Origin of the sequence: Streptomyces sp. M2CJ-2, assembly GCF_016757295.1 — a bacterium.
Taxonomy (GTDB): Bacteria; Actinomycetota; Actinomycetes; order Streptomycetales; family Streptomycetaceae; genus Streptomyces.
In genome coordinates, this window is the sequence record NZ_JAESIF010000022.1 from 40,615 (window position 1) to 55,879 (window position 15,265).

A 15,265-nucleotide genomic window follows, 5' to 3' on the forward strand; every position below is an offset into this window, starting at 1 on the left:
GGGGTGATATCGATGAAATAGCCCACACGATGGAAAGTTTATTCTTCAACGATCTCCAGGTAGTTTCGACAGTGCTCCACCACCTCGGGGCACCGTCCGAACCGTCCGGAGAGCCTCCAGCGAGCGCCGTCCGGATCGAGAGACAAGAGAAAGCCCATCCAGCCCGGACGGACGGCGTCATCCGGCGTCGTCCCCCGACGCACGTATGCAAGGACACGCGACACCATGAAATCTTGGCGCTTCCACGGAACCGACCAGCCGCTCACCTTGGAGGAGGTGGCAGCGCCGCACGCGGGACCGGGCGAGGTCGTCGTCGACGTCAAGGCCGCCGGTCTCTGCCACTCCGATGTCAGCGCGATGGACGACGCGGGCTGGATGTCGATGTTCCCGCGGATTCCGATGACGCTCGGGCACGAGAACGCCGGCGTGATCAGCGAGGTCGGCGAGGGCATGGACCACTGGAGGATCGGCGACCGCGTCGGCCTCTCCCCGATGATGCCGGACGGCGACGCCATCGGCTACGGCGCCTGGGACGGCGGCTACGGACCCAAGGTGCGCGCGACCGACGCGAATCTGGTGCGACTGCCGGACGAGGTGTCGTTCGAGCTGGGCGCGATGGCGACCGACGCGGGCCTCACCTCGTACCACGCCATGGTCACGCTCGGCGGAGCGAAGAAAGGCATGCGGGTCGGCGTGATCGGCCTCGGCGGCCTCGGCTACATCGGCGCCCGCACCGCCGTCCTCAAGGGCGCCGAGGTGTACGCGGCCGACGTGAACCCGGCCACCCGGGAGCTCGCCGCCGAGGTCGGTCTGGCGGGCGTCGCCGAGTCGATCACCGAGTTCGCGGACAAGGACCTCGAGCTCATCGTGGACTACGCGGGCTTCGGCACCACCACCGCCGAGGCACTCGAGACGCTCGGCGAATTCGGCACGCTGGTGCAGGTCGGCATGGGCCGCCTCGAGTCCACGATCAGCACCGGCGCGATCATTCTGAAGCAGCTGCGGGTGCTCGGCTCCAAGTCGGGCACGAAGCAGGATCTCGAGGAGCTCTACGACCTCATGCGGTCGGGCGACCTCAACCCGCCGCTGAACCGCATCACGCCGGACCGGATCCCCGAGGGGCTGGAGCGCCTCCGCAAGGGCGGGGTCGTCGGCCGCATCATCGCCATGTACGAGGACTGAGCCGGCAAGCACGGCAAAAGTCCGCGGTGGCCCCGGACCGAAGCGGTCCGGGGCCACCGCTGCCCGGCGAACGCCCCCTGCGGGGCTCGTGACGTCGTCGCCGCAGGCGGGAGCCCGCGCGCACGCCCCCTCGGCGGTGGCCGGGATGCCGCGCCGGGACACGGCCAAGGACGCCGAACCGCTGGTTCCGCGGCACGAGAACGCGGTGCTGCGACGGCGGCTCTGCGCTTGCCGGTAACCTCATCCGCCCTGGTCGGAGCCGGTGCGCGGAGGGTGCGGGATGTCGAGCGCGGTCGGTCGGGTCCGCGCCGCCGCGCGGCTGCCGATCAACGCGGGCCGAAGAGTCCGCGGGCTTCGGCGTGCTGCTGGGCCCGTTTCCGCAGGGCGGGCGACGCATGGAGCGTGAAGGCGTACGGAGGGTGCGACCTGTGTGAGGTCTCGCCACGGGGGACGCGGCCGCAGTAGCGCGTGCCGCTCGGCCCGCCGGCTGTGGAGCAGGCTGAGCATGGGCATGCCGATCGCCTGGCCCCTCAGACCGGGCGCTCCCCCGTCCCCGGAGCCGCCCGGCCCGCTGTTCGGCAGGCGGACGCGGCCCCGGGACCCGTGGTGAGCCGGCGGGCGGCGGGTCAGCGGGTGGTGAGGGTGTGGACGTGGTCGACCAGGCGGGTCAGGGCGTCCGGGTCGGTGTTCGGCATGACGCCGTGGCCGAGGTTGAAGATGTGGCCCTCGAGGCCCTCCGCCTGGGCCAGGACCTCGCGGGTCTTCGCCTCGACGGCCTCGGTGCCGGCGAACAGCACGGTCGGGTCGAGGTTGCCCTGGAGCGCCTTGCCGGGGCCGACGCGGCGGGCGGCCTCGTCCATGGGGACGCGCCAGTCGACACCCACGACGTCCGCGCCGGCCTCGCCCATCAGGCCGAGGAGCTCGCCGGTGCCGACACCGAAGTGGATGCGGGGGACGCCGTAACCGGACACCGCGTCGAGGACCTTGGCCGAGGCCGACATCACCGAGCGCCGGTAGTCGGCGGGGGCGAGCGCGCCGGCCCAGGAGTCGAAGAGCTGGACCGCGGAGGCGCCGGCCTCGATCTGCACGGTGAGGAACGCGGCGGTGATGTCCGCGAGGCGGTCGAGGAGGTCGGCCCAGAGCTCCGGGTCGCCGTACATCATCGCCTTGGCGTTCTCGTAGGTGCGGGACGGGCCGCCCTCGACGAGGTAGCTGGCGAGGGTGAACGGGGCGCCCGCGAAGCCGATCAGCGGGGTGGAGCCCAGCTCGGCGGTCAGCAGGCCGTACGCCTCGGTGACGTAGGAGACGTCCTCCGGGGTGAGGTCGCGCAGCCGGGCGAGGTCGGCGCGGGTACGGAAGGGCTCCTCGACGACGGGGCCGATGCCGGGCTTGATGTCGAGGTCGATGCCGATGGCCTTGAGGGGGACGACGATGTCGCTGAAGTAGATCGCCGCGTCCACGTTGTGCCGGCGGACCGGCTGGAGCGTGATCTCGGCGACGAGGTCGGGGCGCATGCAGGAGTCGAGCATCGCGATGCCCTCGCGCACCTTGCGGTACTCCGGCAGTGAGCGGCCCGCCTGCCGCATGAACCACACCGGAGTGTGCGGAACCGGCTCACGCCGGCACGCCTTGAGGAAGGCACTGTCGTACGTCTGGGTCGGCTGCTTGCCCCGGGGGCTGACATTGGCACTCACACCGGCCAGTCTCGCATGGTCCGCCGGCGACCTGGCACCGCAGGCCACCCGGCGCACGGCGCCCGTGCGCCGCGCCCGGGACGACACGATCCGGACACCGTGCTGCGCCGTGGGTGTCCTTCCCCGCGCCGAGGCCGCGTTCCCCTTAATCTTCCCCGCATGGCTGCGGCTCAAGGACGATTGTCGGACGGCAAGGGCGGTATGGACGAGGCGAAGAACACCGGGGAGGACCTCGGGCAGGAGGGTGCGGCACCCCCGTTGCCCTTTCGGACGGCCGTCGACGCGATGCGGGGCGCACGGCTGCGACCGCAGATCGAGGTGGAGACCACGCCCGCGCCCACCCGGCTCGCCCCCTACGCGCACGCGCTGGAGGCGGCGGTCGTGGACGGCGAGCAGGAGCTGGCGGACGGCCGGCTGGTGCTGCTGCACGACCCGGCCGGGCACGACGCCTGGCGGGGCGCCTTTCGGCTGGTGACGCTGGTGCGCGCGGAACTGGAGCCGGAGATGGCGGCGGATCCCCTGCTGCCGGAGGTGTGCTGGTCCTGGCTGACCGGTGCGCTCTCCGCGCGCGGCCTGGCGTACGGCGAGCCCAGCGGCACGGTCACGCGGGCGAGTTCGCACTACTTCGGCGGGCTGTCCGAGCGCCCCGCCGCCTCGCAGATCGAGATCCGCGCTTCATGGACGCCGCGGGAGGGCGCGGGCGGGGTGCCGGACACCGCCACCCACCTGGTCGCCTGGTGCGATCTGCTGGCCCAGGTCGCCGGTCTGCCCCCGGCGGCTCCGGGAGACGCGTCGGTGGTGACGCTCCCCCAGCGGAGGGGGCCGCAGTCGCGCTGAGCTTCCCCTCCGGAGCCCCCGGCAATCACACATGCTGATCTCTTTGTCGATACGGCCACTTTCGGAAGCGTTGCGACGCTGACCGAAACCGTTCGATCTTCGAATGATCGACCGCGTGTCCGAATTGCGCATATTGTTACTCACCAGATCGTGATCACTCTCTAAAGGAGACCGGGTTTGGTGCCGAAGACGACTGTGACCTTGAAAGCACGGTTGAGCCCGGCTTCACCCCCACGAGCCGGCCCCGTCCCCGCCACCCCCCAGGAGGCCTGGTGTCCGTTCTCCTCGAGCAGCCCGCAAGCCTGGTCGCCTACCGCCCGAACAAGCCGACCGCCATGGTGGTCGTGGCCGACCCCCGCGTCCGTTCCACCGTCACCCGCCATCTGTGGGCGCTCGGTGTGCGCGACGTGATCGAGGCCTCGTCCGTCGCGGAGGCTCGTCCCCGCATCGGCAACCCCCGCGACATCTGCGTCGCCGACGTCCATCTGCCGGACGGTTCCGGCCTCACCCTCCTCTCCGAGACCCGAGCGGCGGGCTGGCCCAACGGCCTCGCCCTGTCCGCCGCCGACGACATCGGCGCCGTGCGCAACGCCCTCGCGGGCGGAGTGAAGGGCTACGTCGTCACCGGCACCCGCACCAACCTCGGGCTCCCCGCCCGCCCCGGAGCCGCTCCCATCGGCGCCGGCGCCCGTCTGCACCGCCGCCCCCCGGGTGCTCCGAGCCACCCGGGCGGCTACCGCGAACTGTCCGGCCGTGAGGTCGAGGTGCTGCGGCTGGTGGCGGAGGGCCAGTCCAACAAGGCCATCGGCGTCTCGATGGGCCTGTCCGCGCTGACCGTCAAGAGCCACCTCGCCCGCATCGCCCGCAAGCTCGGTACGGGCGACCGCGCGGGGATGGTGGCGGTGGCCCTGCGCACGGGCATCATCCACTGACCTCGCCGCCCCGCCGCGCTCCCCGGCAGTCCCCTGCCGTTCCCTTCGCTCCGCTCCCCCTCTGCCGAACATTCACCGACCTGACTGGTTTACGACCCCCCGGCGCCTGCCGACGGAACGTTCCGTCGGCAGGCGCCTTCACGGCATGGCTACTCTTGACAGGTGACCGACGCCCACGACACCGCAGCAGACAGTTCCCTGCGAACCACCGGAGGCGCCCCTCCGGACGACAACGGATCAGCTGCTACGGAGGCGCCGACCCCCTTGCTCGAACCGCGTGAGGGCATCCCGCCCGTGATCGCCGACGAGGCGGCCCTCGCCGAGGTGATCGCCGCCTTCGCCGCGGGCACCGGACCGGTCGCCGTCGACGCCGAGCGCGCCTCCGGCTACCGCTACGGCCAGCGCGCCTACCTCGTCCAGCTGCGCCGTGCGGGCGCCGGATCCGCACTGATCGACCCCGTCGCCTGCCCGGACCTGTCCGGCCTGGGCGAGGCGCTGTCCGATGCCGAGTGGGTGCTGCACGCCGCCACCCAGGACCTGCCCTGCCTGCGCGAGATAGGGATGCTGCCCGGCCGTCTCTTCGACACCGAACTGGCCGGACGCCTGGCCGGCTTCCCCCGGGTCGGCCTCGGCGCGATGGTCGAGAACGTGCTCGGCTTCGTCCTGGAGAAGGGCCACTCCGCCGTCGACTGGTCCACCCGCCCGCTGCCCGAGCCCTGGCTGCGCTACGCCGCCCTGGACGTCGAGCTCCTGGTCGACCTGCGGTACGCCCTGGAGAAGGAGCTGGACCGGCAGGGCAAGCTGGAGTGGGCACTGCAGGAGTTCGAAGCGATCGCGTCGGCACCGCCGCCGGAGCCCCGCAAGGACCCCTGGCGGCGCACCTCCGGCATGCACAAGGTGCGCAGGCGCCGGCAGATGGCCGTCGTCAAGGAGCTGTGGCAGGTCCGGGACCGGATCGCACAGCGCCGGGACGTCTCCCCGGGCAAGGTGCTCTCCGACGCCGCCATCGTCGAGGCCGCGCTCGCCGTGCCGGCCAACACCCACGCCCTGGCCGCACTGAACGGGTTCGGGGCGCGGGTGGGACGGCGCCAGCTGGAGCAGTGGCAGGCGGCCGTCGACCGGGCGAGGGCGCTGCCCGAGTCGCTGTTGCCGCAGCCCGGTCAGCCGGTGACCGGCCCGCCGCCGCCGCGCGCCTGGGCGGAGAAGGACCCGGTGGCCGCCGCCCGGCTCTCCGCGGCCCGCGCGGGGGTGAGCGCGCTCGCCGAGCGGCTGAACATGCCGCAGGAGAACCTGATCACCCCGGACACGGTGCGCAGGGTGTGCTGGGAGCCCCCGCAGCCCGCCGACGGGGAGTCCGTCGCGGCGGTGCTGGCCGGGTACGGGGCGCGGCCGTGGCAGGTGGAGCAGGTGACCCCGGTGCTGGTCGCCGCACTGGTCTCCGGCGGTTCGGGAGGGGCCTGAGCGCCGTCGGCGGTGCCTGCCGCGGGACGAGTGCGGGGAGGGTGCGGGGAGGGGACGACCGGGATCGCGCCTGCCGGGACGGTTTCCCGTGCGCGCCGAAAGGGCCCTCAAAACAGAACAGCGACGTCGAGATCACGCCAAGATCCTCAGAGCGGGTTCACGTCCGTACCGACCGCGGTTCCGACACCGCGTGACGCGGTGACTCCGCCAGGAGTGTGAGCTTCGCCGCTCGGTTCCGTGGGGCTGGGCAGCTACATTACCCACAAGTAGCATAGGCTCTGAGCGCGCGCTCAGCGCAACGCAGCAGTGCCATCCCGCACCCTGGAGGAGAGCCATCGTGCCTCGTACCGTCAGGGACGTCGTCTTCGTCGACGGCGTCCGCACCCCGTTCGGCAAGGCGGGCCCCAAGGGCATCTACCACGAGACCCGTGCCGACGACCTCGTCGTGAAGGCGATCCGGGAGCTGCTGCGCCGCAACCCCGGACTCGACCCGAAGAAGATCGACGAGGTCGCCATCGCCGCGACCACGCAGATCGGCGACCAGGGCCTGACCATCGGCCGCACCGCCGGCATCCTCGCGGGCCTGCCCACCTCGGTTCCGGGCTACTCCATCGACCGCATGTGCGCGGGCGCCCTGACCGCCGTGACCACGGTGGCCGGCTCCGTCGCCTTCGGCGCGTACGACGTGGCCGTCGCGGGCGGTGTCGAGCACATGGGCCGCCACCCGATGGGCGAGGGCGTCGACCCCAACCCCCGGTTCGTCTCCGAGAAGCTGGTCGACGAGTCCGCCCTGTTCATGGGCATGACCGCGGAGAACCTGCACGACCGCTACCCCACGATCACCAAGCAGCGCGCCGACGAGTACGCGGTCCGCTCGCAGGAGAAGGCCGCCAAGGCGTACGCCGACGGCAAGATCCAGGCCGACCTGGTACCGGTCTCGGTGCGCCGCACCAACGAAGAGGCCGGCGAGACGGGCTGGGGCCTGGTCACCGCCGACGAGCCGATGCGCCCCGGCACCACCCTGGAGAACCTGGCCGGGCTGAAGACGCCGTTCCGCGTCCACGGCCGGGTCACCGCCGGTAACGCGGCCGGTCTCAACGACGGCGCCACCGCCTCGCTCATCGCCTCCGAGGACTTCGCCCGTGAGAACGACCTCCCGGTGAAGATGCGTCTGGTCTCGTACTCCTTCGCGGGCGTCGAGCCGGAGGTCATGGGCTACGGTCCGATCCCGGCCACGGAGAAGGCGCTCGCCCAGGCGGGGCTGTCCATCTCCGACATCGGCCTGTTCGAGATCAACGAGGCCTTCGCCGTCCAGGTGCTGGCCTTCCTGGAGCACTACGGCATCGCCGACGACGACGCGCGCGTCAACCAGTACGGCGGCGCCATCGCCTTCGGCCACCCGCTGGCCTCCTCCGGCGTCCGGCTGATGACGCAGCTGGCCCGCCAGTTCGAGGAGCAGCCGCACGTCCGCTACGGCCTGACCACCATGTGTGTCGGCTTCGGCATGGGCGCGACGGTCATCTGGGAGAACCCGCACTTCGAGGGGGACAAGTGAGCACCACCGCAGAACTGTTGAAGGGCGCCGCCGCGCTGTTCCCGGACGAGGTCGTCACGACCTCCCACGTACGCCACTTCGAACTGCCCCTGGGTGCGGGCCGCTTCGCGCTCATCACCCTCGACAACGGGCTGGACCACACCAAGCCGACCACCTTCGGCCCCCAGTCGCTGGCGAATCTGGACGCCGCCGTCGACCAGGTCGAGAAGGAGGCCGCGGACGGCGAGATCGTCGGCGTCGGCATCACCGGCAAGCCGTTCATCTTCGCCGTCGGCGCCGACCTCAAGGGCGTCGAGCTGCTCAAGCGGCACGAGGACGCGCTCGCCATCGGCAAGGGCGGCCACGACGTCTTCAAGCGGCTGTCGAAGCTCGCCGTCCCCACCTTCGCGTACTACAACGGCGCGGCCATGGGCGGCGGCGTCGAAGTCGGCCTGCACTGCTCCTACCGCACGGTGTCCGCGGCCATCCCCGCCTTCTCCCTGCCCGAGGTCTTCCTCGGCCTGGTCCCCGGCTGGGGCGGCTGCGCGCTGCTGCCGAACCTGATCGGCGCGGACAAGGCCGTCTCGGTCATCATCGAGAACAGCCTCAACCAGAACAAGCAGCTCAAGGGCAAGCAGGTCTACGAACTCGGCATCGCGGACGCGATCTTCGAGGGTGCGGACTTCCTGGAGCAGTCGCTGATCTGGACGGCGGCCGTCCTCAAGGGCGAGATCGTCGTCGACCGTCCGGTGATCGACCGCGGCGAGGCCTGGGACCAGGCCGTCGCCAAGGGCCGCTTCATCGCCGACTCCAAGGTGCACGGCGCGGCCCCGGCCGCCTACCGCGCTCTGGACATCATCGCCGCCGCCAAGAACGGCGACCTCCAGCAGGGCTACGACGCCGAGGACCGGGCGCTCGCCGACCTGATCATGGGCGGTGAACTGCGGTCCGGCCTCTACGCGTTCAACCTGGTGCAGAAGCGCGGCAAGCGCCCGGCCGGCGCCCCGGACAAGAACCTGGCGCGTCCGGTCACCAAGGTCGGTGTCGTCGGCGCCGGTCTGATGGCCTCGCAGCTCGCGCTGCTGTTCCTGCGCCGCCTGGAGGTGCCGGTCGTGCTGACCGACATCGACCAGGAGCGCGTCGACAAGGGTGTGGGCTACGTCCACGCCGAGATCGACAAGCTGCTCGGCAAGGGCCGGATCAACCAGGACAAGGCCAACCGCCTCAAGGCGCTGGTCTCCGGTGTGCTGGACAAGGCCGAGGGCTTCGCGGACGCCGACTTCGTCATCGAAGCGGTCTTCGAGGAGATGGGCGTCAAGCAGAAGGTGTTCGCCGAGGTCGAGGCGGTCGCCCCGGCGCACGCGATCCTCGCCACCAACACCTCCTCGCTCTCCGTGACGGAGATGGCGTCGAAGCTGAAGCACCCCGAGCGGGTCGTCGGCTTCCACTTCTTCAACCCGGTCGCGATCCTGCCGCTGCTGGAGATCGTCCGCGGCGAGCAGACCGACGACGCCTCGCTGGCCACGGCGTTCGGTGTCGCCAAGAAGCTGAAGAAGACCGCGGTGCTGGTCAAGGACGCCCCGGCGTTCGTGGTGAACCGCATCCTGACCCGCTTCATGGGCGAGATCCAGAACGTCATCGACGAGGGCACCCCGGTCGAGGTCGCCGAGAAGGCGGTCGAGCCGCTCGGTCTGCCGATGTCCCCGCTGGTGCTGCTGGAGCTGGTCGGCCCGGCGATCGGGCTGCACGTGTCCGAGACGCTCAACCGGTCCTTCCCCGAGCGCTTCACGGTCTCCCCGAACCTCAAGAAGGTCGTCGAGGCGGGCAAGCGCGGCTTCTACGTCTACGACAGCGGGAAGCCCGAGCTGGACCCGGAGGTCGCCGCGCTGCTCCAGCAGGGCGACACCGTCCTCACCGAGGAGCAGGTCCGCGCCCGCGTCCTGGACGCGGTGGCCCAGGAGATCGGGCTGATGCTCGACGAGGGCGTCGTCGCCGAGGCGCAGGACATCGACCTGTGCCTGATCACGGGTGCCGGCTGGCCCTTCCACCTGGGCGGCATCACGCCGTACCTGGACCGCGAGGGTGTCTCCGAGCGCGTCAACGGCAAGAGGTTCCTGGCCCCGGGCGTGGCGAGCGTCCCGGCGTGACCGGCCGGCCCTGACAGGGGGGCGGGCCGCACGGTGACGATCCGTGCGGCCCGCCCCTTTTCGTCATGGGTTGTCGTCATGTTCGTCATGGGTTGTCATCACGGGTTTTCGTCACGGGATCAGCGAGCGGATCGCCGCACGGTCCGGCCGCGTGGGCGCCCGGGTCACACCTCGCTCTATGCCGTCAGGGCCGGGCCCGGCCCGTCCTCGCGGCGGGCGAGCCGGAGGGAGCCGGTGGAGCGGGAGACGGTGGCGGCGACGATCTCCTCGTGTTCGTCGAGGGCGAGGGCCACCTTCGCGTCGGCCGGCGACGGAGGGCCGGACTCGGTCCACCGGGCGCCGGACGGTTCCGTCTGTGTGGGGTACGCGGTGAAGGCGATCCTGCCGCTCGCCGAGCGCTGGGCGAGCACCGCGCAGTCGTGACCCGCTGCGGCACGGCGCATGGCGCGGACCGGGCCGGGCCCGGCCGCGGGGAGCAGCGGCACCGGTGTGCCGCCGGGACGCCAGGCGCACAGTTGCCCGGACGTGTCGGTGCAGAACAGGGTGGTGTGCTCGGCGGAGGTGGCGAGCGCGCACAGGGTGTCCGGACGGACCGGGACGTCGGTCTCCTCCGCCCGCACAAGCTGCCCGCCCGGTGTCTCCTGACGCCAGTGCAGAAGGGTGTCCGGGGTCGCCGCGTACAGCTCGACCCGGCCCGACTCGCCGGTCACGGCCGCGAGTTCGCCCTGGACGTCGGCTCCGCCGAGGTCGTGCCAGGGGTCCCAGCCGCCCTTCTCCCTCTGCGCCCGCATGCTCACCCCGCCGCCCTGGTTGCGGACGAAGACGTGCGCGCGTCCCTGGGCGTCGACCGCGACGGCCGGTGTCCCGGTGCGGTCGCCCTGCTGGTCGGGGTGGCCGACGGGGTTCCAGTCGAGGGCGGCGAGCCGGGGCCGGAAGTGGGTGGAGTGCACCAGGCCCGACCGGCCGGGCCCGGTAGGCCGCCAGGCGGCCAGATGGGCGTAGCCGTCGGCGCCCTGGCCGATCGCCGCTCCCGGACGCAGCTTCTGGTCGCCGCCGACGGTACGGGGCGCCTGCCAGGGACCGCCGGGGGCGAGTTCCGCGCGGCACAGGACGGCGTCGTCCGACGGCAGATAGACGCTGAGGCGGCCGTCGCGGCCGCGGAGGAGCCAGTCGCCGTTCACCGTTTCACCACCCTGGGCAAGCCGGTCCGCGGGCGCCTCGGGCGGGGTGCTGTTTCGTGGGATTCTGGCCGCATGGACCCCAGCGTCGCCGCCCTGCTCGTGATCGTCGACTCCGCGAACGTCGTCGGGTCGGTGCCCGACGGGTGGTGGCGGGACCGCCGGGGCGCCGCGGAGCGGCTGCGGGACCGGTTGGCCTCACGGGGGCTGCCCGACCGTCCGGGGCCGGTGGAGATCGTCCTGGTGGTGGAGGGCGCGGCGCGGGGTGTGGAGTCGGTGCCCGGGGTGCGGGTGGAGTCGGCACCGGGCAGCGGCGACGACCGCATGGTCGACCTGGTGGCCGAGGCGGGTGAGCGCCCGGTCCTGGTCGTCACCGCCGACCGCGAACTGCGCCGCCGGGTGACCGCCCTGGGCGCCACCGTGACCGGCCCCCGGGCCGTCCACCCCTGACCGCCACCGCCAGGAGGGGGCGGGAGCGGAGGCCGGGGGCCGTGCGGGTTACCGGAAGGCCGGGCCCTGAGGCTTGCCGGGCCGGCTGCCGACCTCCTCTTCCCGGCCCAGACGGCTGTGGCTCCGGCTGTAGAGGAAGTAGAAGATGAAGCCGAGCACCATCCAGAGGCCGAACCGGAGCCAGGTCTCGGCGGGCAGGTTCAGCATCAGCCACAGCGAGGCGGCGACCGACAGGATCGGCAGGAACGGCACCCACGGGGTGCGGAAGGCCCGGGGCAGGTCGGGGCGGGTACGGCGCAGGATGATCACGCCGAGCGCGACGACCACGAAGGCGAACAGCGTGCCGATGTTCACCAGCTCGGCGAGCTCCGACAACGGGGTGAAGCCCGCGACGATCGCGATGATCACACCGAGCAGGATGGTCGGCCGGTACGGGGTCTTGAAGCGGGGGTGGACGCGGGAGAAGAAGCGGGGCAGCAATCCGTCCCTGCTCATCGCGAAGAACACCCGGGTCTGGCCGAGCAGCAGGATCAGGCAGACCGTGGTCAGGCCGATGGCGGCACCGAAGCTGATGAAGCCCGCGAACCAGGGATGGCCGGTGGCCTTGAACGCGTCCGCGAGCGGGGCGTCCACGGACAGGTCGGTGTAGCGCTGCATTCCGGTGACGACGATCGACACCGCGACGTACAGCGCGGTGCAGATGAACAGGGAGCCGAGGATGCCGCGCGGCATGTCCCGCTGCGGGTTCCTGGTCTCCTCGGCGGCCGTGGCGACGACGTCGAAGCCGATGAAGGCGAAGAAGACCACCGAGGCCGCCGTGAAGATGCCCATCACGCCGAAGTTGGACGGTGCCCAGCCGATCATCAGCTGGATGAGCGGCGCACGGAGACCTTCACCGGCTGGGACGGCCTGCGCCTTCGGGACGAACGGGTCGTAGTTGCCGGCGGTCACGAAGAAGGCACCGGCGATGATGACGACGAGGACGACGGTCACCTTGATGGCGACGACGACCGAGGTGACCCGTGCGGACAGCTTCATGCCGAGGACGAGGACGCCGGTGAGGACCAGCACCAGTACGGCGGCGAGGATGTCGAAGCCGAAGCCCTCGGCGCCGTCCCGGGTGCCGAGCGCCGCCGGCAGCTGCCAGCCCGCGTTGTCCAGCAGCGAGTGGATGTAGCCGGACCAGCCGACGGCCACCACCGCCGTGCCGAGCGCGAACTCCAGGACCAGGTCCCAGCCGATGATCCACGCGGGCAGCTCGCCGAGGGAGGCGTACGAGAAGGTGTAGGCGGAGCCCGCCACCGGGACGGTGGAGGCGAATTCGGCGTAGCAGAGCGCGGCGAGCGCGCAGACGACGCCGGCCACCACGAAGGCCAGCGCCACGGCGGGCCCGGCGTTGTTCTTGGCCACCGTGCCGGTGAGCACGAAGATGCCGGTGCCGATGATGACGCCGACGCCGAAGACGGTCAGGTCCAGCGCGGAGAGGGACTTCTTGAGCGCGTGCTCCGGTTCCTCGGTGTCACGGATGGACTGCTCGACCTTCTTCGTCCGGAAGAGGGTGTTGCTCACAGGTACCTCCCACGCTGCGTCGTCCTCGACATGATCGAGAGGGGGCGTACCTCGTATGCCCCGGCGCGGGCGCCGTCACGCGAACGGGTCGTCCTCACCACTCTTCACAGTGGCACGGGCGACCCGTTCGGGCGCATCGGCGGAGGGATCAGTCGCGGGCCGGTTCCACCGAGTCGGCGGCGGCATGTGCGGCGCGTACGGCTGAGTTCGCGTCGTGCGCGTCGTGCGTGCCGTTCGAGCGGATCCGGGAGGGCGGGAGGCCGCCGTCCAGCTTCGCCACCAGGCCGGTGACCTGACGGGCGATGTCGGGAGCGGTGAGCCCGATCTCCGCCAGGACCTCGGCGCGGGAGGCGTGGTCGAGGAAGCGCGGCGGGATGCCGAAGTCGCGCAGCGGTACGTCGACGCCGGCGTCGCGCAGGGCCTGTGCGATCGTCGAGCCGACTCCGCCGACACGGGAGTTGTCCTCGACGGTGACGACGACCCGGTGCTTCTCGGCGAGCGGCGCCATGGCCTCGTCGACGGGCTTGACCCAGCGCGGGTCGACGACGGTGGTGGAGATGCCCTGCTTCTCGAGCAGACCGGCGATCTCCAGGCACATCGGGGCGAGGGCGCCCACGGAGACCAGCAGCACGTCCGGGGTGTCGGTGCCGGGCTCGCGCAGGACGTCCATGCCGCCGACGCGTCCCACGGCCGGTACGGCGGGTCCGACCGCGCCCTTGGAGAAGCGGACCACGGTCGGCGCGTCGGTGACCTCGACGGCCTCGCGCAGCTGGGCGCGGACCTGGTCGGCGTCGCGCGGGGCGGCCAGCCGCAGCCCGGGGACGACCTGGAGGATCGACATGTCCCACATGCCGTTGTGGGAGGCGCCGTCGGTGCCGGTGACGCCGGCCCGGTCCAGGACGAAGGTGACGCCGCACTTGTGCAGGGCCACGTCCATCAGCACCTGGTCGAAGGCGCGGTTGAGGAAGGTGGCGTACACGGCGAAGACGGGGTGCACCCCGCCGTGGGCCAGGCCCGCCGCGGAGACCGCGCCGTGCTGCTCGGCGATGCCGACGTCGTAGACCCGGTCCGGGAACCGCTTGGCGAACCGGTCGAGGCCCACCGGCTGGAGCATGGCCGCGGTGATGGCGACGACGTCCTCGCGCTCCTCGCCGAGCTTGACCATCTCCTCGCCGAAGACGGACGTCCAGTCGGCACCGGAGCTGGCGATGGGCAGGCCCGTGTCGGGGTGGATCTTGCCGACGGCGTGGAAGCGGTCGGCCTCGTCCGCCAGGGCGGGCTGGTAGCCGCGGCCCTTCTCGGTGAGGCAGTGCACGATCACCGGGCCGCCGAAGCGCTTGGCGCGGGTGAGGGCGGACTCCAGGGCCTCGATGTCGTGGCCGTCGATGGGGCCGACGTACTTCAGCCCGAGGTCCTCGAACATGCCCTGGGGGGCGATGAAGTCCTTCAGACCCTTCTTGGCGCCGTGCAGGGTGTCGTAGAGGGCCTGACCGACGACCGGGGTGCGCTCCAGGACCTCCTTGGTGCGGGCCAGGAAGCGCTCGTAGCCGTCGGTGGTGCGCAGGGTCGCCAGGTGGTTGGCGAGGCCGCCGATGGTGGGCGCGTAGGAGCGCTCGTTGTCGTTGACGACGATGACGAGCGGCCGGTCCTTGGCGTCGGCGATGTTGTTCAGCGCCTCCCAGGCCATGCCGCCGGTGAGCGCGCCGTCCCCGATGACGGCGACGACGTGGTCGCCGGTCCGCCTGAGCTGGTTGGCCTTGGCCAGGCCGTCGGCCCAGCCGAGGACGGTGGAGGCGTGGCTGTTCTCGATGACGTCGTGCTCGGACTCGGCCTGCGAGGGGTAGCCGGAGAGGCCGCCCTTCATCTTCAGCCGGGAGAAGTCCTGTCGGCCGGTCAGCAGTTTGTGCACGTAGGACTGGTGGCCGGTGTCCCAGAGCACCTTGTCCCTGGGGGATTCGAAGACGCGGTGCAGAGCGATGGTGAGCTCCACCACACCCAGGTTGGGACCGAGGTGGCCACCGGTCTTGGAGACCGCGTCGACCAGGAAGGTCCGGATCTCCTCGGCCAGCTGGCTCAGCTCCTCCGCGGTGAGCCGGTCCAGATCGCGCGGTCCCCTGATACGGGTCAGCAGCGGCACCCGTGCCTCCTTGCAGTAGAGCTGATCGAGCTGTTGCCGGGCTCGACGAGTCTAATGTTCCCCTCCGGCGGTCGGCGTCCGGGCCGTGCGTCATGCCTCACGCGGTCCGGCTCCGACCGAGCCCGGACCGCCCCGCGCCAGGCC

At 71.6% G+C, this 15,265-nt stretch carries 11 protein-coding genes; 7 read left to right on the forward strand and 4 right to left on the reverse strand.

Annotated elements, in window-relative coordinates; translation table 11 throughout:
- Positions 1-225: 225 nt before the first annotated feature.
- Positions 226-1,182 carry a zinc-binding dehydrogenase gene (locus tag JL475_RS18640; protein ID WP_202278863.1) on the forward strand — a complete coding sequence of 319 codons (957 nt, stop codon included), beginning with the start codon at positions 226-228 and terminating at the stop codon, positions 1,180-1,182.
- Between the two features lie 626 nt (positions 1,183-1,808).
- On the opposite strand, the gene hemE is transcribed toward JL475_RS18640, so the two are convergent.
- Entirely contained in the window at positions 1,809-2,876 is a 1,068-nt protein-coding gene (gene hemE, locus JL475_RS18645; protein ID WP_202278864.1) for a uroporphyrinogen decarboxylase, read from the reverse strand.
- A 159-nt stretch (positions 2,877-3,035) separates the two neighbouring features.
- Here hemE and JL475_RS18650 point away from each other — a divergent pair, with 159 nt between their 5' ends.
- The 5 genes from JL475_RS18650 to JL475_RS18670 all read left to right on the forward strand — a co-directional run bounded on the left by JL475_RS18650 (position 3,036) and on the right by JL475_RS18670 (position 9,787).
- Entirely contained in the window at positions 3,036-3,713 is a 678-nt protein-coding gene (locus JL475_RS18650) for a DUF3000 domain-containing protein (protein WP_202278865.1), read from the forward strand.
- Positions 3,714-3,985: 272 nt separating this feature from the next.
- Positions 3,986-4,645, forward strand: coding sequence for a response regulator transcription factor (locus JL475_RS18655; protein WP_202278866.1), 660 nt, complete (start codon positions 3,986-3,988; stop codon positions 4,643-4,645).
- A gap of 162 nt (positions 4,646-4,807) precedes the next feature.
- On the forward strand, positions 4,808-6,106 hold the full coding sequence (locus tag JL475_RS18660) for a ribonuclease D (protein ID WP_202278867.1): 1,299 nt from the start codon (positions 4,808-4,810) through the stop codon (positions 6,104-6,106).
- Between the two features lie 337 nt (positions 6,107-6,443).
- A complete protein-coding gene (locus JL475_RS18665) occupies positions 6,444-7,661 on the forward strand; it encodes an acetyl-CoA C-acyltransferase (protein ID WP_202278868.1) in 1,218 nt (405 codons plus the stop codon).
- Positions 7,658-9,787, forward strand: a complete 2,130-nt coding sequence (locus JL475_RS18670; RefSeq protein WP_202278869.1) for a 3-hydroxyacyl-CoA dehydrogenase NAD-binding domain-containing protein — start codon at positions 7,658-7,660, stop codon at positions 9,785-9,787. Before JL475_RS18665 ends, JL475_RS18670 begins: the two co-directional genes overlap by 4 nt.
- A gap of 176 nt (positions 9,788-9,963) precedes the next feature.
- Here JL475_RS18670 and JL475_RS18675 read toward each other — a convergent pair whose 3' ends face one another.
- Positions 9,964-10,968, reverse strand: coding sequence for a hypothetical protein (locus JL475_RS18675; protein ID WP_202278870.1), 1,005 nt, complete (start codon positions 10,966-10,968; stop codon positions 9,964-9,966).
- A gap of 72 nt (positions 10,969-11,040) precedes the next feature.
- Between JL475_RS18675 and JL475_RS18680 the strand changes: the two genes are divergently transcribed.
- Complete coding sequence (locus JL475_RS18680) at positions 11,041-11,415, forward strand: NTP pyrophosphohydrolase (protein WP_202278871.1); 375 nt, start codon at positions 11,041-11,043, stop codon at positions 11,413-11,415.
- Positions 11,416-11,463: 48 nt separating this feature from the next.
- On the opposite strand, the gene JL475_RS18685 is transcribed toward JL475_RS18680, so the two are convergent.
- Positions 11,464-12,984, reverse strand: coding sequence for an amino acid permease (locus tag JL475_RS18685; RefSeq protein WP_202278872.1), 1,521 nt, complete (start codon positions 12,982-12,984; stop codon positions 11,464-11,466).
- A 148-nt stretch (positions 12,985-13,132) separates the two neighbouring features.
- Positions 13,133-15,121, reverse strand: a complete 1,989-nt coding sequence (dxs, locus tag JL475_RS18690) for a 1-deoxy-D-xylulose-5-phosphate synthase (protein WP_202278873.1) — start codon at positions 15,119-15,121, stop codon at positions 13,133-13,135.
- Positions 15,122-15,265 lie beyond the last annotated feature (144 nt).

Bases quoted from the DNA above. Each gene is read 5' to 3' on its own strand.
- JL475_RS18650 (WP_202278865.1), top strand. From the start codon at position 3,036: ATGGCTGCGGCTCAAGGACGATTGTCGGACGGCAAGGGCGGTATGGAC.
- JL475_RS18680 (WP_202278871.1), top strand. From the start codon at position 11,041: ATGGACCCCAGCGTCGCCGCCCTGCTCGTGATCGTCGACTCCGCGAAC.
- JL475_RS18640 (WP_202278863.1), top strand. From the start codon at position 226: ATGAAATCTTGGCGCTTCCACGGAACCGACCAGCCGCTCACCTTGGAG.